This is a genomic window from Photorhabdus sp. RM71S (assembly GCF_042879355.1).
GTDB lineage: Bacteria > Pseudomonadota > Gammaproteobacteria > Enterobacterales > Enterobacteriaceae > Photorhabdus > Photorhabdus kayaii.
In genome coordinates, this window is sequence record NZ_JBHFKV010000011.1 from 86,951 (window position 1) to 110,878 (window position 23,928).

General features: G+C 41.2%; 19 protein-coding genes and 1 pseudogene. 4 read left to right on the plus strand and 16 right to left on the minus strand.

All coding sequences use genetic code 11. The features are described 5' to 3' along the window. Positions 1-99 precede the first annotated feature (99 nt). From kdsA to ACGF5R_RS08785, 3 genes and pseudogenes are all read right to left on the minus strand, one after another. Entirely contained in the window at positions 100-954 is an 855-nt protein-coding gene (gene kdsA, locus ACGF5R_RS08775; RefSeq protein ID WP_262980128.1) for a 3-deoxy-8-phosphooctulonate synthase, read from the minus strand. A 98-nt stretch (positions 955-1,052) separates the two neighbouring features. Then, positions 1,053-1,553, minus strand: a pseudogene (locus tag ACGF5R_RS08780) (tetratricopeptide repeat protein); the annotation flags it as partial. A 45-nt stretch (positions 1,554-1,598) separates the two neighbouring features. Continuing rightward, positions 1,599-2,768: an RNA-guided endonuclease InsQ/TnpB family protein gene (locus ACGF5R_RS08785; RefSeq protein WP_387690496.1), complete on the minus strand. Its 1,170-nt coding sequence runs from the start codon at positions 2,766-2,768 to the stop codon at positions 1,599-1,601. Positions 2,769-2,824: 56 nt separating this feature from the next. Between ACGF5R_RS08785 and tnpA the strand changes: the two genes are divergently transcribed. Next, complete coding sequence (gene tnpA, locus ACGF5R_RS08790) at positions 2,825-3,250, plus strand: IS200/IS605 family transposase (protein WP_112879894.1); 426 nt, start codon at positions 2,825-2,827, stop codon at positions 3,248-3,250. Positions 3,251-3,280: 30 nt separating this feature from the next. Here the strand turns inward: tnpA and ACGF5R_RS08795 are convergent, their stop codons facing one another. The 4 genes from ACGF5R_RS08795 to hemA are packed head-to-tail and all read right to left on the minus strand — an operon-like array spanning position 3,281 to position 6,836. After that, positions 3,281-3,628 (minus strand): transglutaminase family protein, encoded by a 348-nt coding sequence (locus ACGF5R_RS08795; protein WP_240000889.1) that lies wholly within the window; start codon positions 3,626-3,628, stop codon positions 3,281-3,283. After that, complete coding sequence (gene prmC / locus ACGF5R_RS08800) at positions 3,612-4,460, minus strand: peptide chain release factor N(5)-glutamine methyltransferase (RefSeq protein WP_112879578.1); 849 nt, start codon at positions 4,458-4,460, stop codon at positions 3,612-3,614. The genes ACGF5R_RS08795 and prmC overlap by 17 nt, the downstream gene beginning before the upstream one ends. Further along, entirely contained in the window at positions 4,460-5,542 is a 1,083-nt protein-coding gene (gene prfA, locus ACGF5R_RS08805; protein ID WP_112879577.1) for a peptide chain release factor 1, read from the minus strand. Before prfA ends, prmC begins: the two co-directional genes overlap by 1 nt. A gap of 31 nt (positions 5,543-5,573) precedes the next feature. Continuing rightward, positions 5,574-6,836 carry a glutamyl-tRNA reductase gene (gene hemA / locus ACGF5R_RS08810; RefSeq protein WP_112879576.1) on the minus strand — a complete coding sequence of 421 codons (1,263 nt, stop codon included), beginning with the start codon at positions 6,834-6,836 and terminating at the stop codon, positions 5,574-5,576. 376 nt (positions 6,837-7,212) lie between these two features. Here hemA and lolB point away from each other — a divergent pair, with 376 nt between their 5' ends. The 3 genes from lolB (at position 7,213) to prs (ending at position 9,722) form a co-directional block, all read left to right on the plus strand. Beyond that, positions 7,213-7,836 (plus strand): lipoprotein insertase outer membrane protein LolB, encoded by a 624-nt coding sequence (lolB, locus tag ACGF5R_RS08815; protein ID WP_262981592.1) that lies wholly within the window; start codon positions 7,213-7,215, stop codon positions 7,834-7,836. After that, positions 7,836-8,711 (plus strand): 4-(cytidine 5'-diphospho)-2-C-methyl-D-erythritol kinase, encoded by an 876-nt coding sequence (gene ispE / locus ACGF5R_RS08820; protein WP_112879574.1) that lies wholly within the window; start codon positions 7,836-7,838, stop codon positions 8,709-8,711. The genes lolB and ispE overlap by 1 nt, the downstream gene beginning before the upstream one ends. Before the next feature lie 63 nt (positions 8,712-8,774). Then, positions 8,775-9,722, plus strand: a complete 948-nt coding sequence (gene prs, locus ACGF5R_RS08825) for a ribose-phosphate diphosphokinase (RefSeq protein ID WP_146747441.1) — start codon at positions 8,775-8,777, stop codon at positions 9,720-9,722. A 105-nt stretch (positions 9,723-9,827) separates the two neighbouring features. Here the strand turns inward: prs and ychH are convergent, their stop codons facing one another. The 9 genes from ychH to ACGF5R_RS08870 form a co-directional block, all read right to left on the minus strand. Further along, a complete protein-coding gene (ychH, locus tag ACGF5R_RS08830; RefSeq protein ID WP_112879572.1) occupies positions 9,828-10,103 on the minus strand; it encodes a stress-induced protein YchH in 276 nt (91 codons plus the stop codon). A 397-nt stretch (positions 10,104-10,500) separates the two neighbouring features. Next, entirely contained in the window at positions 10,501-11,463 is a 963-nt protein-coding gene (locus ACGF5R_RS08835; RefSeq protein WP_387690499.1) for an Ig-like domain-containing protein, read from the minus strand. A gap of 118 nt (positions 11,464-11,581) precedes the next feature. Beyond that, entirely contained in the window at positions 11,582-12,907 is a 1,326-nt protein-coding gene (locus tag ACGF5R_RS08840) for a hypothetical protein (RefSeq protein WP_112879570.1), read from the minus strand. Further along, positions 12,904-13,590 (minus strand): hypothetical protein, encoded by a 687-nt coding sequence (locus ACGF5R_RS08845; RefSeq protein WP_112879569.1) that lies wholly within the window; start codon positions 13,588-13,590, stop codon positions 12,904-12,906. The genes ACGF5R_RS08840 and ACGF5R_RS08845 overlap by 4 nt, the downstream gene beginning before the upstream one ends. A gap of 174 nt (positions 13,591-13,764) precedes the next feature. After that, a complete protein-coding gene (locus tag ACGF5R_RS08850; protein ID WP_112879568.1) occupies positions 13,765-15,267 on the minus strand; it encodes a hypothetical protein in 1,503 nt (500 codons plus the stop codon). Between the two features lie 438 nt (positions 15,268-15,705). After that, complete coding sequence (locus ACGF5R_RS08855) at positions 15,706-17,211, minus strand: hypothetical protein (protein WP_112879567.1); 1,506 nt, start codon at positions 17,209-17,211, stop codon at positions 15,706-15,708. Positions 17,212-17,660: 449 nt separating this feature from the next. After that, positions 17,661-19,166: a hypothetical protein gene (locus ACGF5R_RS08860; protein ID WP_192881063.1), complete on the minus strand. Its 1,506-nt coding sequence runs from the start codon at positions 19,164-19,166 to the stop codon at positions 17,661-17,663. Between the two features lie 559 nt (positions 19,167-19,725). Continuing rightward, positions 19,726-21,222 (minus strand): hypothetical protein, encoded by a 1,497-nt coding sequence (locus ACGF5R_RS08865; protein ID WP_112879565.1) that lies wholly within the window; start codon positions 21,220-21,222, stop codon positions 19,726-19,728. Positions 21,223-21,875: 653 nt separating this feature from the next. Beyond that, positions 21,876-23,928 (minus strand): Ig-like domain-containing protein (locus ACGF5R_RS08870; RefSeq protein ID WP_387690501.1); only part of this gene is annotated, 2,053 nt, incomplete at its 5' end.

Below are 23,928 nucleotides of genomic sequence, written 5' to 3' on the forward strand. Positions count from 1 at the left end.
TAACTCTTTTTTTTAAAATCATGGCGCTGTAAACCAGCGCCAAATCTATTCATCACCAAATCTCGTCATCATTTGATGTCATGGCATCAAAAAGCCACTTTATTTACTGGTATCCAGTTGAGGGAAGCTTTTCACCACATCATCAATTGCTTTCATCTGGCTCAAAAATGGTTCAAGTTTTGCCAACGGCAATGCTGATGGACCATCACACCTCGCATTCGCAGGATCAGGATGAGCTTCAAGGAACAGGCCAGCAATGCCGACTGCCATTCCCGCACGCGCCAGTTCAGCAACCTGAGCACGACGACCACCAGACGCAGCACCAAATGGATCGCGGCATTGGAGTGAATGGGTGACATCAAAAATGACCGGATGCCCCCCCGTCGCCTGAGCCATAACATTGAAGCCCAACATATCCACCACCAAATTGTCATAACCAAAGTTACTGCCACGGTCACATAAGATCACCTGATCGTTGCCGCCTTCTTTGAATTTATCCACAATATTTCCCATCTGACCCGGGCTAATAAACTGGGGTTTTTTAACGTTGATTACCGCGCCGGTACGCGCCATCGCCTCAACTAAATCAGTCTGACGCGCCAGAAATGCTGGCAGTTGGATAACATCAACCACTTCCGCCACTGGCTGGGCCTGTGCCGACTCATGCACGTCAGTGATGATTTTCACACCGAAAGTTTGTTTCAATTCCTGAAAAATCTTCATTCCCTCTTCCAGACCGGGGCCGCGGTAAGAGTGAATTGATGATCGGTTTGCTTTATCAAAGGAGGCTTTGAAAACATAAGGAATGCCCAATTTTTGTGTCACTGTCACATAGTGCTCACAAATACTCATGGCCAAATCCCGTGACTCAAGGACATTCATACCACCAAAGAGAACAAACGGTAGATCATTCGCGACCTTGATATCACCAATATGAACCACTTTCTGTTGCATACTTATACCTTCCGTTAGGGACCAATAAATTAATGAGATAAATCAGTGCAGTGCGCTATTCATCAGTGCAAAACAATATTTCAATACAAAACAATATTTCAATGTAAAACAAGGCATTGCTGCTGAATGGCGTATATCTGCATTCTGACCATTTCTGCCACCGGGTCCTCCGGGCAGTGCTCCACAAAATAATTTAAATCAGAAACCGCAATATGATTACAATCAAGTTCCGCATAAATCAGCCCCCTATCACGTATTTCATAGGGGTTATCGGGATCAAATATCAGCACAGCTTCACTCGTTCTCAGTGCCAGTTCCATTTGCCCTTCGTCCATTAACGCGACTTTTATTGTATCCAGCACTTTACGTACAATGCTGGCGTTATCAGCTCCTTGCAAATCATCGGCTGCTAATTTAGCTGTCTGACTAATGTTACCTTTAAGCCACACATCAAGCACATATTCACTTAACGCTTCACCATTGAGTGGATTAATAAACCTCGCCGTGTTATCTGGATAATCAACACGCAAAATCAACTGTGTTGGAAAAACAACCGGCATAAACGGTAGCTCTAAAGCCTGAGCAATATGGATAAGAATTACCCGTGACTGCTCCCCGCCGTAAACGGCGAGGCTTCCCACTTCCTAGGCCGCAGCCGTCTGTGCGACGGATTTACGCAGGCCTCCATGGGCAGAAACGACGAGTCCCGCCGCCTGTAATTCAAATATGCCTTGCTGTTTAATATTCAGCGCAGCGTTGAGATCCCGATCGTGCTCTGTGTGGCATGCCGGACATTGCCAGAGCCGTTTGTGGAGCGGCATTTCCGGCATCTTATGACCGCAACAATGGCAGGTTTTCGAGCTGGCAAACCATTGATCCAGCTTCACCAGATGAACACCTGTTTCTGCCGCCTTGTATTCCAGTTTGGTGATGAATCCAGCCCAACCAGCGTCCCCTATGGAACGTGCCAGCCTGTGATTTTTCATCATGTTCGCCGCTTTCAGCGTCTCGACAATTACCGCTTGGTTTTCGTCAACAATTGCGCGAGATAATTTATGTTGAAAATCGGCACGGGCGTTGGCTACCCGTTCGTGAACTGCTGCAAGCTGTATGCGGGCTTTACATCTGTTGGCACTTCCCTTTTTCTTACGGGAAAGCGCTTTCTGCTTCCGTCGTAGATTGTGGCTGGCATTGATCAGATGGCGGGGATTGGCAATCTTATTACCGTCCGATTTGATGGCAAAATGCGTCAGCCCCATATCCAGACCGGTAACATTTGCTATCAGGGTTGGCTTCGCTGGTGCTTCTATCTGCTCGTCACAGAGTATCGAAGCGTAATATTTTCCCGTTACGGAACAGCTCAGAGTAATACTTTTCACTGAGCCAGAGATTTCACGGTGTAAACGCGCTTCAATCGGCGAAATTTTCGGGATTTTGATCGCGCCATCAAGCACTTTGATTCCAACACAATGATAGCTTGATTGTCTGCCGTGTTTGCGTTTGAACGAGGGATAACGGGCTTTTAACTGCGGATTGAAAAAGTTGGAAAAAGCAACGTCGAGATTGATAACCGCCTGTTGCAACGCAATGGAGTCATATTCTTTTAGCCATCCATATCTACGAGATTTTTTCGCTACGGCAAGCAAGGGTTTGAGATCTTTCCGCGGATTTAAATTTACGCCGTGTCGCTGGTAAGCGTGTCTCTTAATGCTCAGGGCTTTGTTGTACGCGAAACGAACCGCACCGAACTGGGCATTGAGATATTCAGCCTGTTCTTGTGTCGGATATACACGGACTTTCGTGGCTCTTAACATAATCAGCGCTCGTTGATATACGCTATTTATTTTAACAGGTTAATGGTAAATATCAATTGAGTAATCATCATGAATCCCTTGAGGGCTTTCTTCGGAAGCGCCATAGTGTAAGTCAACTGGTCGTGCATCTGATCTTGACGACAACGTATCGACGCAAGCTATTTGACGGACAGATGATCGCTCAGCTGCGTGAGGCTTTTGGTTCAGCAGCGGCAAAACTTGAATGCGACATTATCGAGATGGACGGCGAACGAGACCACGTCCATTTGCTGATAGCCCATCCGCCCAAACTGGCGGTCAGTGTGATGGTCAATAATTTAAAATCGGTATCGTCGCGCCTGCTTCGTCAGCAAAATACCCATTTGCGGATGCAGAGCAAAACGGGGCTGCTGTGGTCACGCTCTTATTTTGCCTGTAGCGCCGGTGGTGCCACGATAGAAACGCTCAAAGCGTATGTGCTCAGCCAGAATACCCCGGAGTAGCCAGCCCTAAAGCCCTTCGGGCTTTTCGCCTTATATCCCCGCCCGCACTGGGCTAGGGTTTACGGCGGGTCTTGCTAAAACAACAGAGGAACCTTGGCGGGTTTGCAGTACTTTATCTAGCCATAATGTATCCGACAGACAATAAACACCGCGGGCACCGCCGAATTTCCAGCTTTGATAAAAAAGTCTCAGTAATTTTTCCAACCGTTCTTCTATATTTAGCTGCAGAGATATTTCACGTCTGGCTTCATCAATCAATGCTTGAAGCTGCATTTCCACTGAATGCTGAGGAAAATCAGAACGTAATGTTCGGGAAATTAACAGGATACCGCTACTTAACGATGTATTATTAAATTCATAATCAGCTATGGCTTTCATCACTTTTCCACTGACCCAGTGTTATTCGCTCATTACCGCCATAATCCTGAAAAGTAGCCACCTGCCGATAACCACTTTCAGAAAACAGGCTTCTTACAACATTTCCCTGTTTCCAACCATGTTCCAATAACAACCACCCACCAGGTAACAAAAAATGGCGAGATAGATCAATAATGGTATTTAGATCAGCAATTCCCTGTTTTGCCGCAATTAATGCACTATCTGGCTCAAACCGAACATCGCCCTGAGATAGATGTGGATCGGTTTCATCTATGTAAGGCGGATTACTGACAATCATACCAAACTGTTGATTATTCAACGAAGAAAACCAATTACTTAACAAAAAATCCACATTTTGTATTTTGAGTTTTTCAGCATTGCCCTGCGCCAGCATCACCGCATCAGGATTGATATCAACCCCGGTAACCCGGCAATCAGGGCGCTCACTCGCGATTGCCAATGCAATTGCGCCGGTTCCCGTTCCCAAATCCAGAATGTGGCAAGGTGTCAACGATAGCCGTTCAAGCGCCTTTTCTACCAGACATTCTGTGTCAGGACGCGGGATTAACGTAGCGGGAGAGACATTTAATGGCAACGACCAGAATTCACGCTCACCGGTGATGTAGGCAATGGGTTCACCTTTCACCCGACGAGCGAGTAAAGTCTCCAACTGGCTGAACTGCTCTGGAGCCAGCTGCGTTTCACCGAATGCCAATATATAAGTTCGGGAATGGTGAGTGACAAACCCCAACAAAATTTCCGCATCTCGTTTAGGAGTGTCACTTGCCGATAACTGTCTTGTGGCTTGTTTAAGCCAAGATAGATAATCCATCAATCCTGCTCTGACAAAGCCGATAATAGATCAGCCTGATACTCATTCACGATCGGCTGAACAAGCATATCCAATTTGCCTTCCATCACTTCATCAAGGCGGTACAAAGTGAGGTTAATGCGGTGATCCGTCACCCGTCCTTGCGGGAAATTGTAAGTACGATTGCGATCTGAACGATCACCGGAACCCAGCAAGTTACGGCGCTCAGAAGCTTCCGCTTCCTGACGTTTACGAACCTCAGCAGCGCGAATACGGGCCGCCAATACAGACATCGCTTTCGCTTTGTTTTTATGCTGTGAACGTTCATCCTGACATTCAACGACAATGCCAGTTGGAATATGAGTGATACGGATGGCTGAATCCGTGGTGTTTACATGCTGTCCACCCGCCCCCGATGAACGGAACGTATCAATACGCAGATCACTTGGACTGATTTCCGGCAACTCGGCTTCCGGGATCTCGGGCAAAACCGCAACGGTACAAGCAGAAGTGTGAATACGCCCTTGCGATTCAGTTTCCGGTACACGTTGAACACGATGACCACCCGATTCAAATTTTAAATGACCATAAACCTGCTCACCGGAAACTTTAGCAATAATTTCCTTATAGCCACCATGCTCACCATCGTTAGCACTGATGACCTCAACTTTCCAACGACGGGATTCAGCATAACGGCTGTACATACGAAACAGATCCCCGGCGAAAATAGCCGCTTCATCACCACCAGTTCCTGCACGCACTTCAAGAAAACAGTTACGCTCATCATCAGGATCTTTCGGCAACAGCAACAATTGTAGTTGCTGCTCTAATTCTTCATTGCGAACCTTAGCGTCCCTGATCTCTTCCTGTGCCATTTCCCGCATTTCAGGGTCATCAAGCATTATTTCAGCTGCTTTAAGATCATCCTGAACAGCACACCAGGCCTTAAAACAGTTCGTCACATCAGTCAGTTGAGCATATTCCCGCGACAAAGCACGAAAACGTTCTTGATCAGCAATCACATCGGCATCACCGAGATGAGCCAAAACTTCCTCGTGACGTTCTTGCAATGCTTCCAATTTAGCAACAATAGAAGGCTTCATTCTTGGTTTCAGACCCTATTCCGAGATATGGTTAATTATGTTCCAGCCCCAGGCTGTCACGTAATAAATTAAGACGCTCCAGGTCACCATTGCTGGCTGCTTGCTGGAGTGATTTGGTAGGAGCATGTATCAGGCGGTTCATCAATTGATGAGTCAATTGATTGATTGCCTGTTCTACGTCAGCTCCCTGATTGATAGCAGTCAGTGCCTTAGCAGCCATTTCAGCTCGCACCTGTTCTGCCTGATTACGATACTCACGGATTGAATTCACTGCGCCTTGCGAACGCAACCAGTCCATAAAATAACGGCTTTCCTGCTGAACAATACATTCAGCCTGCACCGCCGCTGCTTTGCGCTGCGCAAGATTCTGCTGAATAATTGCCTGCAAATCGTCAACACTGTAGAGATAGACGTTATTGAGTTTTTCCACATCAGGCTCTATATCACGAGGAACCGCAATGTCAATGAGCAACATCGGTTGGTTACGGCGTAACTTTAATGCACGTTCAACCATCCCTTTACCGATAATAGGCAACGGGCTGGCAGTCGAACTAATAACAATATCAGCTTCAGCTAAACGTATGTCAATTTCAGGCAAGGTGATCACTTCCGCCTGAACTTCATCAGCCAATATCTGTGCTTTCTCTTTTGTCCTGTTAGCAATCATCATATGGTGCACACGATGCTCTTTCAAATGACGAGCCGCTAGCTCAATTGTTTCTCCGGCACCAACCAGCAAAATATTCAGTTCAGAAAGTGATTCAAAAATCTGCCGCGCCAGAGTACAAGCGGCAAATGCAACAGAAACCGCATTCGAACCAATCTCTGTTTCCGTTCTGATGCGCTTGGCGACAGAAAATGATTTCTGAAATAGTCGCTCCAGTTCACTCGATAAAGAGCGGCTGTGCTGCGACTCGGCAAATGCTTTCTTCACTTGCCCAAGAATCTGAGGTTCTCCAAGCACCAACGAGTCCAGCCCACTCGCCACTCTCATCAAGTGGCTAACAGCTTCATTATCACAATGCCAGTAAATACTGGATTTTAGATCTCTGGGATTGAGTTGATGATATTCACACAACCAGCCAATTAACTGCTCATACAGATTATCTTGCTGTTCTACGCTGAGATAAAGCTCTGTACGATTACACGTTGACAACACAACCCCCCCTTTCACCAGGGGATGCTGGAGGAGGTTATCAAGCGCTTCACCAATCGTGTCTGGAGAAAAAGTCACCCGTTCACGCAAGGATACAGGAGCCGTTTTATGGTTAATACCAAGTGCTAACAAAGTCATATCAACTTCATTGAGTTATCAGCAGAGAGACAGTTCATCATAAAAAACATTCTATACCCGTTATCTTTCAAGTTGCCTCTTTGTTGGCTGCACTCGCTCACCCCGGTCACATAGTTCGCTATGCTCCCGGGGATTCACTCCCTTGCCGTCGCGACGCATCTTGAAATCCATAGGGTATATATTGATGAAATCATCACCCTTAATAAGGACTCTTATAAGCTGTGCATTCTACTTGATACCTCAGCTCAATAAAAGACAATCAGCAGTGTCTGATATCATTATTCAGAACATTTTTTTGAAATTTAACTGGATTAATAGTTCATTCTTCATTATTAAGTGATGTAAAAGTTTTCACGTTATTAAACAGGGATTACCGATGAAGCCAATACAAAAATTATCACTATTCCGCCTATTGCCGCTCTCTTGTGTACTGTTGACCGCCTGTACATTAACGCAACCTGGCGGAACAGGTTCGGCGGATTCTCCCCAATGGCGAGCACATACCCAACAGCTACAGCAATTAAATCAATATCAAACACGTGGATCTTTTGCCTATCTGTCTAATGAGAAAAAAGTTTATGCCCGCTTTTTCTGGCAACAATATCATCCTGAACGCTACCGTTTATTACTGACTAATCCGCTAGGCAGCACTGAATTAGAGCTGCTCGTTCAGCCAGACATGACGCAATTAACCGATAGCCAAGGTAAAAAATATTTCAGTGATAATCCTGAAAAGATAATTTATCAGCTCACCAATATGGATATTCCATTAGATAATTTGCGGCATTGGATAACAGGTTTACCCGGTGATGCCAAAAACTTTAAACTGGATGCTAACCATCTATTGAAAACCGTCAATTACCAGCAACATGGCGCGACATGGCAGGTTAATTATCAATCCTACGATACCTCAACAACCCTCGCCCTTCCCAACCGTCTGGAACTGATTCAGGGTGATCGCCGCATTAAACTGAAAATGGATAACTGGACCACAAAATAATGACATTAACTTGGCCCTCACCGGCAAAACTTAACCTATTTCTCTATATCACCGGTCGTCGAGCTGACGGTTACCACCAGTTGCAAACGCTATTTCAATTTCTTAATTATGGTGATGAAATTACGGTTACCCCTCGTCAGGATAATGAAATCCGTTTACTGACACCCGTAGAGGGGGTGGAACACGATAACAACCTGATTATTCGCGCAGCACGTCTTTTACAATCCTACAGCGACAAACACCATACAGGTATTGCTCATAAAGGTGCTGATATTCAGATCAACAAACGTCTGCCAATGGGCGGTGGGTTAGGCGGAGGTTCATCCAATGCGGCTACCGTACTCATTGCCCTGAATTATCACTGGCAAACCGGTTTCACAGACGAAACACTGGCAGCCCTCGGCGTGAGCCTTGGTGCGGATGTGCCCATCTTTGTCAAAGGGCATGCCGCATTCGCAGAAGGTATTGGTGAAATCCTGCACATAGCAGAGCCGGAAGAAAAGTGGTATCTGGTTGCGCATCCTGGTATTGAAATCTCAACTCTGCGTGTCTTCACAGATCCAGAATTAAAACGTGATACGCCAATTCGCCCTCTGACCGCATTATTAAAGGCTCCGTACGTAAATGATTGTGAATCTCTTGTAAGAAAACGTTTCCGTAAGGTTGAACAGCTTCTTTCATGGCTGCTAGAATACGCGCCGTCACGCCTGACCGGAACCGGTGCATGTGTATTCGGTGAGTTTGAATCAGAAGCATCGGCCCGTAAGGTGTTAAATCAAGCCCCTGAGTGGTTGCAGGGTTTTGTTGCGCGTGGCGTTAACAATTCACCTTTGCACAGTTTCCGCTCTGGGATACCCGTGTTATTGAACCAATGAATAAATATGTTATTTAGCATTGGTCAACAATATCTCTCTGGACGCAAGCCTGAGGTCTTTCTCGTGCCCGATATGAAGCTTTTTGCTGGTAACGCTATCCCGGAACTAGCACAACGTGTTGCCAACCGCCTGTACACTAATCTTGGAGATGCTGCTGTCGGCCGTTTTAGCGACGGTGAAGTCAGCGTGCAAGTTAACGAAAATGTGCGCGGTGGTGATATTTTCATCATCCAGTCCACTTGTGCACCGACTAACGACAACCTGATGGAATTAGTCGTTATGGTTGATGCACTGCGTCGTGCTTCCGCAGGACGTATTACCGCAGTAATCCCTTATTTCGGTTATGCTCGTCAGGACCGTCGAGTCCGTTCCGCCCGTGTGCCAATTACCGCCAAAGTTGTTGCAGACTTCCTGTCCAGTGTTGGTGTAGACCGCGTACTGACTGTTGACCTGCATGCTGAGCAAATCCAAGGTTTCTTTGATGTTCCGGTTGATAACGTATTTGGCAGCCCAATTCTGCTGGAAGATATGCTACAGAAAGAGTTAGAAAACCCTATCGTTGTTTCCCCGGATATTGGCGGGGTTGTCCGCGCACGTGCTATTGCTAAGCTGCTGAATGATACGGATATGGCAATCATCGATAAACGCCGCCCACGCGCTAACGTTTCTCAAGTGATGCATATTATCGGTGATGTCTCTGGCCGCGACTGCGTGCTAGTCGATGACATGATCGATACCGGCGGCACCTTATGCAAAGCGGCTGAAGCATTAAAAGAACGCGGAGCAAAACGTGTCTTTGCCTATGCTACTCACCCGATTTTCTCCGGCAATGCGGTGGACAACATTAAAAACTCGGTGATTGATGAAGTGGTTGTCTGTGACACCATCCCATTGTCTGCTGAGATCAAAGCGCTCAATAAAGTTCGTACTCTCACTTTGTCCGGTATGCTAGCTGAAGCGATCCGGCGTATCAGTAATGAAGAGTCAATTTCTGCGATGTTTGAGCACTAATAAATAAGTTGTACTCATATATCGCTATTTAAGAAAAAACCCGTTGTACAAGAGCTTCAACGGGTTTTCTGCTTACTCTGGAAGAATAATACTTCTCCATTTTTGTTATGGATACCGATGACTACTACGACGATAACGCTCATCATAGTTTCTTAGCCACCAGTAACGATCTGCCACACCTTCCCGGCCTCCCACACCGGCACCAGCCAACCAAACAAGCGCACCAATAAAAACGCCCAATAGCGCTGCTTCAGATAAAAACTCAGGCCAGCCAAAACCGAAGATGTGAGGCAGTAATGTATAAGCCAGGCTACTCACTATGGTGAACATACCGACACCCATCAATACATTACCGACTATGAAGGCACTTTGACGTTTCATATGTTACCTCCAACACTCTTCGTGAATACACACTCTTCGTGAATACACACTCTCCGTGAATACACACTCTCCGTGAACACTAAGAACCGAAAATTCAACAGCTAACGTTAATTGACTCTATATAACTTTATAGCCTATTTATAGTATAGCCCTATTTCATAAAAGGTCATTGCGGACGCGATCACAACTAAAGGAGATTTAATAACAATTCCCTCATCATTGTGAGAAATAACATGAAGAAATAATGAGTTAGATAGCCTGAACTTCACTTAAAGAGAAGTTCAGGTTTTTAACTAAATATTGATGTATAACAATGATAGTTGTGAAATTCCATCCAGGTTATATATCTTTAATCAATAATAAACCACGCAATCAGTATCTCCTAAATATCCAGCGTCTAATACAGTAATGTGTTTAACGTTATCGGTACTCGAGAATGTATCCGATCATCCAGGCAACCTATACCAATTGCTGTATATTCCATTTTAGGCGGTTCATAACGATATGAAGATCCAATGTAACTAGAATAAATTTTAAAGCTAAAACATCCATTTATATCGGTAATGATATCTTTGCCATCATCAGCCAGCGATATAAAAAGCCCCGTAGATACTGATATGACTATATTAGGTTGACCTATATCATTTTTATATAAATATCCAGATACAACACCGTAGTCAAATGAATATATTACAGGTGGATATTCTGTGATCTCTAACCGATATGGATTATAGGTGAAACACACAATTGTAGCCTTTATGATATCTCCCGATTGTGCCGTGAGTGTCACCTCTCCAACGTTATCAGATCGTATTGAGACGGATATTTTACCATCTTTATCTGTTACACCCCATGATGGATATATCGTTGCTTCACTATCAGCATTGAAGGTTACTTTTTGGTTTTTAATTCTGTTACCAGACTTATCATACGCAGTTGCAATTACTATATTTTTATCGTTGCTATTAGCCCATGCATCATTTTTTTCTCGGTTAAGCTCAAGAGATGCCACGAATTGAGGAACAGCAGTAAACTCGACCTGGAGAGGAGGGACTTTTATTTGAGTATCATCCTCTAAACAAGCATATACATTCCCTTGACACGGAGTTGAATCAATAGAGATTATTTCAACTGATACCTTACCCATTACTCCCGTACTTTTTATAATTGTACGATCATTATTCTCCTTAAATACCATAAATTCATTATCTAATGTGAAAGTTACATTCGTTTCATGAGATAAATAACCACCTTGAGTTACTTTTATACCGATATATATAGACTTATCCGCAGTCTCCGTTTTTTCACTCGATACCCAATTTAATTTTTTAGCCTCTTTTGGTGCTTGTTCGTCATTCATTTCATTCTCCTAATTTATCACTATCATGTATATTTATATATATTACCATCGATTTAAAGTTAAAAAATAAAATGATTTCAATTTGATAAAATTATGCTAATTAACAATATTCCTTACACTAAATAGAAGGAAAATGTTTAAAATTAATAGAAAATTGAATCGACTTATCAATATCGGGTAAACTTATTATCACATTATTTTTTTCTGCTTTGGTATTAGTTATATGGAAAGTTGTACAACCATCTTTACTAATCGCAACCTGCAATTCTCTCTCGTTATCACCAAAACCTGAAATTATCGCGGAGCCATCAGTACGAACAAGTAATCTTTTACCGGAATAGACAGTACGGTCCACAATAACATAACCACTACACACACTCACGCCATCAGCAGGTACTTCCGAGGTAAATGCGTAAGCTTCGATAATATCTCTTCCATCTCTCCACTCGCTAAATATTGCCTGCCCTACACCCGGTGTTATAGCCCCATCCTCCGCAGAAACAGTACAGCGAAAACTACCCGCTTCCTCAGATTGCAAATGGAAATAAGCCAACCCGAAACTATCGGGGGCAAATTGATATTTTGTACCATCCCCTTCAACAATACTTCCTGATTCAACCCTCGCCAATAAACTCTTTCCTGGCGGCCCATAAACCGCAACCAAGTTTTTCGGTTTTATTTTAGGATATTTATTAGATACCATCGGCGCACCTTCACTAATTGATATCATGACAGATGACATATCCGTTAGCGATAATATCACTGAACCTGGAGCAGAAATAGTATTGCCAACCTCATAATACCCTGTTCCCACGCCTTCCTGCCCCAAACAAAGCACGTTTTCCACCGGCACCACTAAAGAAACATAACCCTGCTTAACATCCTCGTCGCTTACTGTTATTGGTTGTGCATCCCAAGCCGCCCGCGCAATTAAATCATAGTTAAAATTATGTCCTTGCCAATGGAATATGACGCTATCTCCTTTCCGCATCTGCCGATAACTGATATGCACATTTAACCCACGATGTTGCACAAGAGATGAATAGTGAATAACGCCAGATGTTGAATCTGGATAAATTGATGGTAATAATTTTATCGATGGAGAATTAATAACTTTAATAACAGTCGGTTCAGAGAAATCTTCATTCTCGAAATCATCAGCTGATGTATAAGTCACATTATAGCAACCATCAGGTATTTCAGAGAACGGCATAGTTACAGTAAAAAAATCAAGATCAATATTCTGAACATGATATGGTCGAGAAAAAATTCCCCCAACACTTACCACTATCACATCCCAGATTTCTATATCCTCATAATAGGGTACCTTGATAATTAAATCTTGGTTCTGTTGAACAGAAACATCAATCAAACCATTATTATCTGCTTGCGGCAATTTTGGCGACGATAAAGGAATGAGAGTATTGTCGTTATTAGTAATCATATTTCACCTCCCATTGGAATCGGTCTGAATGATAAAACAAAATTGACTTTATCCCCTGAATCTGAACCAGGCGCTGTTAGCCAAACATTAACTTTACCTACTGTATCGCTAGTCACATTCACTGTCGCACTACCATCCTCTTTTAATGGAATATCGGCCCAGTCTTTATTATAACCATCGATAACTGCATTATTATTAACTCTTATACGGATTTGATTAATATCATCATTATTTTCACGATCAATAAAAAGATAGATCGAACAAGGCGTCTTCCCATCTGCCGGAGCACCTGTAGTATAATTATAGGCGGTAAATATTATAGCCTCATCAGACTGACGATAATTACCAAAAATAAGCGGGAAAGATATTACCTTATTGATGTCCTCTTGTGGGGAAATCATCACAAAAGCCGAAAATTCTTCATTATTTTCAATATTTTTATGTTCAAACGGAGAACGAACATAAAAATGCCCTTTTCCAGTCTCATCTAACGTCAATGTGATCTGATCTACATCAACATTATCGTCTACAATAAAAGCACCGATAGATGTCGTAGCATAGAATTTATGTCCAGGTAGACCATATATAGTCACAATATTTTTGGGATTAAGATTAGGATAATTGGTTAAATCACTTTTTGCCGCGTTTTCTGTGATAATCACACTTGATATGCCGTTATTCATACTGTCACCATTAACTCCATGATTTATTAATTGAAAATAAAATGATAACGCTTAATAAAATATTATAGTTACGCAATAAAGAAATCGCCAGTTTACAAATAAGAAATATGCCCGGAAAAATGGAAAATGCTCAAGTATTTTCCAGCAAATAAATAAAAACTCAATCAGTTAAATTTATTGTCCAGGGGGAACCGTATCAATGCGTCCAAACCAAATCTTGGAGTCCTTTATTCTTACACTGTAAGTGATATAAACTAATCCTGGTCCACCACGATATGAGTCTACACCCGTAAAAGGTGCCTGACCAAGCAGAATAATAGCCTCTCCAGCCGCCACTTCGTCGGCAGTTACCGTATGAGGTTCTAGAGAATAAATTTTTGAAGATGGACTATGATTGACAACACCATTAACGTAAATACGTACATTGATAACACTATCCACGTCTATTCCATTTTTTTTACCCACAGCAATATGTGCATCCAGCCCTCCCCCTAAAATTTTTGCAAGATTGATCTTACCTCTCTGTCCAAGTTCGATCTGATCTTTATGAGTGAAAATTCTAGGCGCTGCTAATGTACGCCTAATCTCTGGTGGCTCATTCGGTACTGACCTCGTTAAATCAAAATAGAGGGCAGATGACATCGTTACATTTCCCGTTGTATCAGCCCTATAATAATATAACTCATTATCGCCAATATTTGGAATACTGGCATATGGGACTGAAATAAACGGATTATTCAACTGATCCAGATCAGTAATGACAGCAGACACACTTGGCGTTTCATCATTATCTTCTCTGATCATTAAGAAAATTCTATCTCTCGGTTTAACTCTCTCATAAAATGGGATACTCACATGAAAACCTGTACTACTATTTCCTACTGATGGTGTTAATCTATCACCGTCCAACTCTTCAATATCTGGCATTTCAAGCGTTGGAGTAATATCTTCTGTAATAAACAGAATATTTGATGAAGATTTCCTTAAAAAACCCTGCAACTCTGTAAACATATTGACTGTGTAGTTACCCCTCTCTTCCTTACTAGGGAAAACTCTTAAGGCAGCAAAACCTTTACTATTCGTATTAATATAGTATTTATTGCTATTTAACCCTCTAATAAAAGGCAATATTTCTGCTGTAGGTTGCCTTCTATTATAACCAAAAATACGCACTGGCTTATCTGTTACCAGGGGAATTTGAAAATAAGGTAACGGATCATCTGTTTTACTCAGCGCATATAAATGAACGAGGAGGCTACCATTAAATTCAGAAGGTCGTTCATCATCCTCTGCCGGAGAAAAATCTTTTATCAACGAATCGCCAATAATGATAGGTTCAAACGCTGCATGTGAAAAACCATTTTTACCAATAGAATGAAATGCTATCTCTAATTTAGCATCAGGGTCCGTAGCCTTATCCATTGAAAATGTTATGGTGAAATCACCAGCACCAGAATTGGCAGTAACAACAAATTTTGTAGTGCAGGTATTATTCTTGACATCCCTTGAAATACGAGGGATCTCATCAAAACTGACATCTTGCTGGTCACTGTACACTATATCAGTCATTTCCGTGACTTTATGAGTCTCATCACCTGAATAAGTTACAGTAACGAGAACTGGGCACTCTTCTAAAACCGTTATTCCTGAAACAATATCTGCTGTAAGTATCGACATATTAAACCTCATATTAAAGTTAAACATCAATAAGCAATAAGCGTCTAATTTCTATCAAAATAATGCGCTCCCACAACGATACTGACTACCTATTATCTCCTTCCTGTTTCTCACACAAATAAATTATTTACTTTAGCTGTTAATGTAATAGCAATAAATCTACCACTCATAACATAAGCTTTATATCCAAATATACCCTATATAGTTACAGGTTAAGATTACGGTAATTGTTAAATCACTTTTCGCCATGCTTATCATTATTTATACTGTCACCATTAGTTCCATGATTCATTGGTTGAAAATAAAATGACAACGCTTAATTAAATATTATAGCTCGGTAATAAAGAAATAGCTAGTTCACCAATAAGAAACATGTCCGGGAAAATGGAAAACGCTTACGCATTTTCCATACACAAGTAAAATCTCAATCAGTTAAATTCATCGTCTAGGTGGAACAGTATCAATATGTCCAAACCAAATCTTAGATTCCTTTTTACCTACGCTGTAAGTGATATAAACCGAGCCTGGCGTACCATCACTATATGAATCTACATTAGTAAAAGGTGCCTGACCAAGCAGAATAATAGCCTCTCCAGCCGCCTTTTCGTCAGCAGTTACCGTATGAGGTTCAACAGAATAAATCTTTGAGGATGGATTCTCATTGACAATACCATTAACGTAAATACGTATATTGATAACACTATTTACCTCTATTCCGTTGTTTTTACCCACAGCAATATGAGCATCCAATCCTCCACCTAAAATATATTCAAGATCAATCTTACCTGGCCAGCCAAATTCCTCCTGTCGTTTATGATTAAAAATTCTAGGTCTCGCTAATATACGCCTAATCTCTGGTGGCTCATTCGGTACTGACCTCGTTAAATCAAAATAGAGGGCAGATGACATAGTGATATTTCCCACTGCATCAGCAATGTAATAATATAACTCATTATCGCCAATATTTGGAATATTGGCATATGGAACTGGAATAAAAAAATTATCCAACTGATTCAAATCATTAACAACAGCAGACGCACTTGGTGTTTCATCATTACCTTCTCTGATCATTAAGAAAACTGTGTCTTTCGGCCTAACACCTCTATAAAATGGGATATTCACATGAAAACCTGTACTGCTATTTCCTTCTGATGGAGTCAATTTATTACCATTCAGTTCTACAATATCTGGTGCTGCAAGCGTTGGAGCAATGTCTTCTATAACAAACAGAATATTTGATAAAGATTTCTTTGAAAAATCCGGCAATTCCGTGAACATATCAACTGTATAATTACCACTCTCCTTCTTACTGGGGAAAACTTTTAAAGCAACAAAACCTTCATTATTTGTATTAATATAGTATTTATTATTATTGTAATTTAGAGCAAGAGGTAATATTTCTTCCGTAATCTGTTCTCCATCATACCCAAAAATACGCACTAAATTATTAATTACCAGAGGGATTTGAAAATAGGGTAATGGCTCATTTGTTTTACTCAACGCATATATATTGACGAGGAGGCTGCCATTAAACTCAGAAGGCTCCTCATTATCTGCTGCCGGAGATAAATCTTTTATCAGCGAATCGCCAATAATGATAGGTTCAAACGCTGCATGTGAAAAGCCATCTTTATCAATAGGATGAAATACAATTTCCAATTTAGCATCAGGGTCCGTAACCTTATCCATTGAGAATGTTATGGTAAAATCACTGGCACCAGAATTAGCAGTAACAACAAATTTTGCAGTGCAGGTATTATTTTCGACATCTCTTAAAATACGAGGAGTCTTATCAAAATGAGTATTTTCTGGGGTACTATACACTATGTCAGTCGTTTCCGTTACTTTATGAGACTCATCACCTAAATAAGTCACGGTAATAACAACCGGGCACTCTTCTAAAACCGTTATTCCTGAAACGATATCTGTTGTAAGTGTCGACATATTAAACCTCATATTAAAGTTAAACACCAATAAGTAACAAACACTTAATTTTCTGTCAAAATAATGCGTTTATACAACGATGCTTACTCTCTATTCCCTCCTTTCTGTTTAGTTTATCACACAAATAAGTTTTTTAGCTATTAATGCAATAGCAATAAATCCACTACTCATAACATAAGCTTTATATCCAAGTATATCCTATATAGTCATAATATATCCTGGATTAAAATTAGGATAATTGTTAAATCACTTTTCGCCACATTGACCATTATTCATGCTCCACCATTAATTTCGTGATTCATTGTTTGAAAATAAAATGACAACGCTTAATGAAATATTATAGCTCGGTAATAAAGAAATCGCCAGTTCACCAATAAGAAATATGTTCGGAAAAATGGAAAATGCGTGAGCATTTTCCAACAAACAGTTAAAAGCTCAATCAGTTAAATTTATTTCCTAGGTGGGACAGTATCAATATGTCCAAACCAAATCTTAGATTCATTTTGGCCTACGCTGTAAGTGATATAAACCGAGCCTGGCGTACCATCAAAATGCGAGTCTACATTCATAAAGGGTGCCATACCAAGCGGAATAATAGCCTCTCCTGCTGCCGCTTCGTCGGCAGTTACCGTATGAGGATCGATAGGATAAATTTTCGAAGATGGATTGTCATTGATAATACCATTAACGTAAATACGTACATTAATAACACTGTTTACCTCTATCCCACTGTTTTTACCCACAGCAATATGGGCATCCAACCCTCCACCTAAAATATATTTAAGACTAATCTTACCTGGCCAGCTAAATTCCTCCTGTCGTTTATGATTAAAAATTCTAGGTCTCGCTAATATACGCTTAATCTCTGGTGGTATATTTGGTACTGACTTCGTCAAATCAAAATAGAGGGCGGATGACATAGTTATGTTTCCTATTACATCAGCTACGTAATAATATAACCCATTATTGCCAATATTTGGAACACTAGCATATGGCACTAAAATAGATGGTATATCCAACTGACTCAGATCAGTAATGACAGCAGACATGCTTTGCGTTTCATTATTACCTTCTTTGATCATTAAAAAAATTCTATCTTTCAGTTTAACATCTTCATAGAACGGGATACTTACATGAAAACCTGTACTGCTATTTCCTACTGATGGCGTTAACCTATCACCATTCAATTCTTCAATATCTGGCACCGCGAGCGTTGGATTAATGTCTTCTGTGATAAACAGAATATTTGATGAAGATTTCTTTGAAAAATCCGGCAATTCTGTAAACATATCAACCGCATAGTTCCCCCTCCCTTTCTGACTGGGGAAAATCCTTAGAGCAATAAAACCTTTTTTATCCGTATTAATATAATATTTATTACTATTTAATTTTCGAATAAAAGGAGATATTTCTTCCGTAATTTGTCCTCCATCATACCCAAAAATACGCACTATCCTATCCGTTACCAGAGGAATTTGAAAATAGGGTAACGGCTCATTTGTTTTACTCAAAGCGTATAGATTAATAAGCAGACTACCATTAAATTCAGAAGGTCGTTCATCATCCGCTGCCGGAGATAAGTCTTTTATCAACGAATCGCCAATAATGATAGGCTCAAACGCTGCATGTGAAAAACCATTTTTATCAATAGGATGAAATGCAATTTCTAATTTAGCATCAGGGTCCGTAACCTTATCCATTGAAAATGTTATGGTGAAATCACGGGCACCCGAATTAGCAGTAATAACAAATTTCGCAGTGCAGATATTATTTTCGACATCTCTTGAAATACAAGGGATCTTATCAAAACGGGTATCTTCTGAGGTACTATACACTATGTCAGTCGTTTCCGTTACTTTATTAGATTCATCACCTGAATAAGTCACAGTGATAACAACCGGGCACTCTTCTAAAACCGTTATTCCTGAAACGATATCTGTTGTAAGTGTCGACATATTAAACCTCATATTAAAGTTAAACATCTATAAGTAACAAACACTTAATTTTCTATCAAAATAATGCGTTTATACAACGATGCTTATTATCTATTACCTCCTTCCTGTTTATCACATAAATAAATTATTTACTTTAGCTGTTAAAGTAATAGCAATAAATCCACCACTCATAACATAAGATTTATATCCAAGCATACCCGACATAGTTACAATATATCTGGAGTTAAGATTACGGTAATTATTAAATCACTTTTCACCATGCCTGACATTATTCATACTGCCACCATTAGTTCCATGATTCCTTGGTTGAAAATAAAATAACAACGATTAATAAAGCATTATAGCTCGGTAATAAAGAAATCGCCAGTTCACCAATAAGCAACATGTCCGGAAAAATGGAAAACGCTTACGCATTCTCCATAAACAGGTAAAAGCTCAATCCGTTAAATTTGTTATCCTACTGGAACCATATCAATGTATCCAAACCAAACCTTAAATTCCTTTTTGCCTACGCTGTAAGTGATATAAACTGAGCCTGGCGTACCACCACGATATGAGTCTACGGAACAGTATCAATGTATCCAAACCAAATCTTAGATTCCTTTTGGCCTACGCTGTAAGTGATATAAACTGAGCCTGGCGTACCATCACGATATGAATCTATATTAGTAAAAGACGCTTGACCAAGCGGAATAATAGCCTCTCCAGTCGCCACTTCATCGGCAGTTACCGTATGAGGAACAACAGAATAAAGTTTCGAAGATGGATTCTCACTGATAATACCATTAACGTAAATACGTATATTGATAACATTATTTACCTCTATTCCACTTTTTTTATCCACAGTAATATGGGCATCTAATCCTCCGCCTAAGATATCATTAAGATTGATCCAAGCTGGCCAGCCAAATTCCATCTGTAGCATATGACTAAAAATTCTGGGTCTCGCTAATATACGATTAATCTCTGGTGGTACATTTGGTGCTGACCTCGTTAGATTAAAATAGAGGGCAGATGACATAGTGATATTTCCCGTTGTATCAGCCCTATAATAATATAACTCATTACCACCAATATTGGGAACACTGGCATATGGAACTAAAATAAACGGATTATTCAACTGATTCAGATCAGTAATTACGACAGACGCACTTGGTGTTTCGTAATTATCTTCTTTGATCATTAAGAAAATTCTATCTTTCGGTCTAACACCTTCATAGAATGGAATACTCACATGGAAACCTGTACTACTATTTCCTACTGATGGCGCTAATTTATTACCATTCAACTCTTCAATATCTGGCGTTGCAAGCGTTGGGTTAATATCTTTTGTAATAAACAGAATATTCGATGAAGATCTCTTTGAAAAATCCGGCAATTCTGTGAATATATCAACCGCATAATTCCCATTCCCTTTCTGACTGGGGAAAATCCTTAAAGCAACAAAACCGTTTTTGTCCGTATTAATATAATATTTATAACTACTTAACTTTTGAATAAAAGGAGATATTTCCTCCGCAATGTTTTTTCCATCGTACCCAAAAATACGCACTATTCTATCCGTTACCAGAGGAATTTGAAAATAGGGTAACGGCTCATTTGTTTTACTCAGCGCATATAGATTAATAAGGAGGCTGCCATTAGATTCAGAAGGCTCCTCATTATCCGCTGACGGAGATAAGTCTTTTATCAGCGAATCGCCAATAATGATAGGTTCAAATGCTGCATATGAAAAACCATTTTTATCAATAGAATGAAATGCAATTTCCAATTTAGCATCGGGGTCCGTAGCCTGATCCATTGAAAATGTTATGGTGAAATCACCGGCACCAGAACCAGCAGTAACAACAAATTTCGCAGTACAGGTATTTTTCTCAACATCTCTTGAAATACGAGGGATATCATCAAAACTGGTATTTTTCGGGTTCTCGTACACTATGTCAGTCGAATCCGTTACTTTGTGAGTCTCATCGCCTGAATAAGTCACAGTGATAACAACCGGGCACTCTTCTAAAACCGTTATTCCTGAAATTATATCTGCTGTAAGTGTCGACATATTAAACCTCATATTAAAGTTAAACACCAACAAGTAACAACCACCTAATTTCTATCAAAATAATGTTATTCTACAATGATGCTGACTACCTATTATATCCTCCCTACTTCCCACATAAATAAACTATTTACTTTAGCCATTACTGTAATAGCAATGTATTCTTTATCCAAAAGGTATCATAAAGTGGGATACAGTGCTTTCTCCACATATTCCTTGATTAATGTATGAGGATCAATAGTAATAAATACTTAATCCAACTCCTCTCACATAATACCATCAGCGTAAACATTCATATTAATAATATCATCTACATTAATTTCAGTGAATAATTAAATAATTACTTTTCCCTCGCTGTCCAAGTTTTAAATAACCTTGGTGAGTAAAAATTCTAATTACAGCTAATGTACGAGAAACCTCTGTGATCGCTCATTAGAGGCTGAATCTGTTAAAATAACGAGAAGATAACATGGCTACGTTTTCACTATAAGTCACAGTAATGACAATTGGACACGCTTCTAAAACCATTATTCCTGAAACTATATCTGCTGTAAGTGTCAACATATTAAATCTCATATTAAAATTAAACACCAATAAGTAACAAACACCTAATTTCCTATCAAAATAATGCTCTTCTATAAATGATGCTTATCCCCCTACTCCTCACATAAAACCACATAAGCATTTGAAGCTAAACCACTATTATCCAACAAATGAGCCTGAATTTTTGTATCATCTATTTGTAGCCCCCCCATTCTTATTGCCGCCTGACTGAATCCTTCAGTTGGGTCACCTAATAAACCCTTATCAATAAGATTTAAATCCAAATTATTGACCAGATAATCAATTGAGCTACCAAGATCACGCTCTTGTATCCTATCTCCTCTTGTACAACGAGCTAAAGGCTGCCTCTTGTCAATACGACTATTCAAGTCAGGGTAACCAATTCCCGGCCCTATCGGGTTAGGATCAAAAATTATAAAATGGTTAATTTTCACATCAGGAATAACATATTTTAAATACCGACCAGATTCTGGGTGTGTAAACGTTGCAGTTAATGTAACCATTCCTGCTTTTTTAACTTGAAAACGCTCTCTATCCACATCAATTACGTTCCTATTACTTGAATCATATACTCCAATATAACCACCAGATATTCTTGCTTTTCCAGGCAAATACTCAGGTTTAAACTTCATTCCTTGCCAGCCAAAGTTCATTCTTTCCTTTGGTACTGAACGCCCGAGCGATTCTCCATCTTTATGGTGATAATCCAATATAAAGAAGTTAGCAACATCCTGCTCATTAGCCTTAATTTCCACCGTCTTATTCTTAGAGCCAACAGATAAATCATTCACTTTAGCCGTTACCATAACAGCAACAAACCCGCCGCTTTTGCTATATATCTGGTACTGAGCTTTCCCATCAGCATCTGTTTTACCATCACCCACTACCTGAGTAACCAAGTTTTTATCAGTGATGGTAACTCCCTTACTATTTGTTGCACTCCAGGCCACCGCAACACCGCTTTTCGCCTGCCCGGAAAAATCTTTTACTGTGGCAGTAAAGGTGTAAGTATGCCCCTCGCCTTCTCCTTCTGTTACGTGATCTGGGCTAACAGTCAGAGAAGCAAGCTCATCAGGACCGATAAAACTGACTTTTTTATCCACCTTCACCGGCGTCTGCTGGGTAGCCGTTTTTGCGGACATTTGCACATCAATCGCTACCACTGTACTACTTAACGTTACAGTGACCTGTCCCTGCGCATTACTCACCGAATTGTTCTGCTTCGTCAGTTTTAACCCGTCAACCGCTGGATCTGTCTGCCAATCGATATCGATCGGTTTATCCACCACCAGATTGCCATACGCATCTTCCACCGTCGCCGTGAAGGTGTAAGCATCAGTGCCTTCGTTGTAGAGCGGGCCATCTTTGTCCACCGTTACGCGGGTAACATGATAACTGTCGCTCAGCTCCTCAAAGCTTACCGGGCTATCGGCCTTGATCCACGACGGGTTAGCCGCCGCCTTCGCCGATATCCACACATCCTTCACCGCCGCCGTGCTGGTTAAGGTCGCCGTGACCTGCCCCTGCGCGTTACTCACCGAATTGCTTTGTTTCGTCAGTTTTAGCCCGGCCACCGCGGGGTCTGTCTGCCACTCAATCTCGACCGGTTGATCCACCACCAGATTGCCATGCCCATCCTTCACCGTCGCCGTGAAGGTATAAGTATCGGTGCCGTTGTTGTAGCGCTTCTCGTCTTTATCTTTATCCACATCCACCGCCACGCTGGCGACATAATAGCTGTCACTCAGCTCCGCAAAGCTGACTTTACTCGCCGCCTTCACTGCCGTTTGCTGACTGGCCGTCTTCGCCGACACCTGCACATCCGTCACCGCCGCCGTGCTGGTTAAGGTCGCCGTGACCTGCCCCTGCGCGTTACTCACCGAATTGCTTTGTTTCGTCAGTTTTAGCCCGGCCACCGCGGGGTCTGTCTGCCAGTCAATCTCGACCGGTTGATCCACCACCAGATTGCCATGACCATCCTTCACCGTCGCCGTGAAGGTATAAGTATCGGTGCCGTTGTTGTAGCGCTTCTCGTCTTTATCCACATCCACCGCCACGCTGGCGACATAATAGCTGTCACTCAGCTCCGCAAAGCTGACTTTACTCGCCGCCTTCACTGCCGTTTGCTGACTGGCCGTCTTCGCC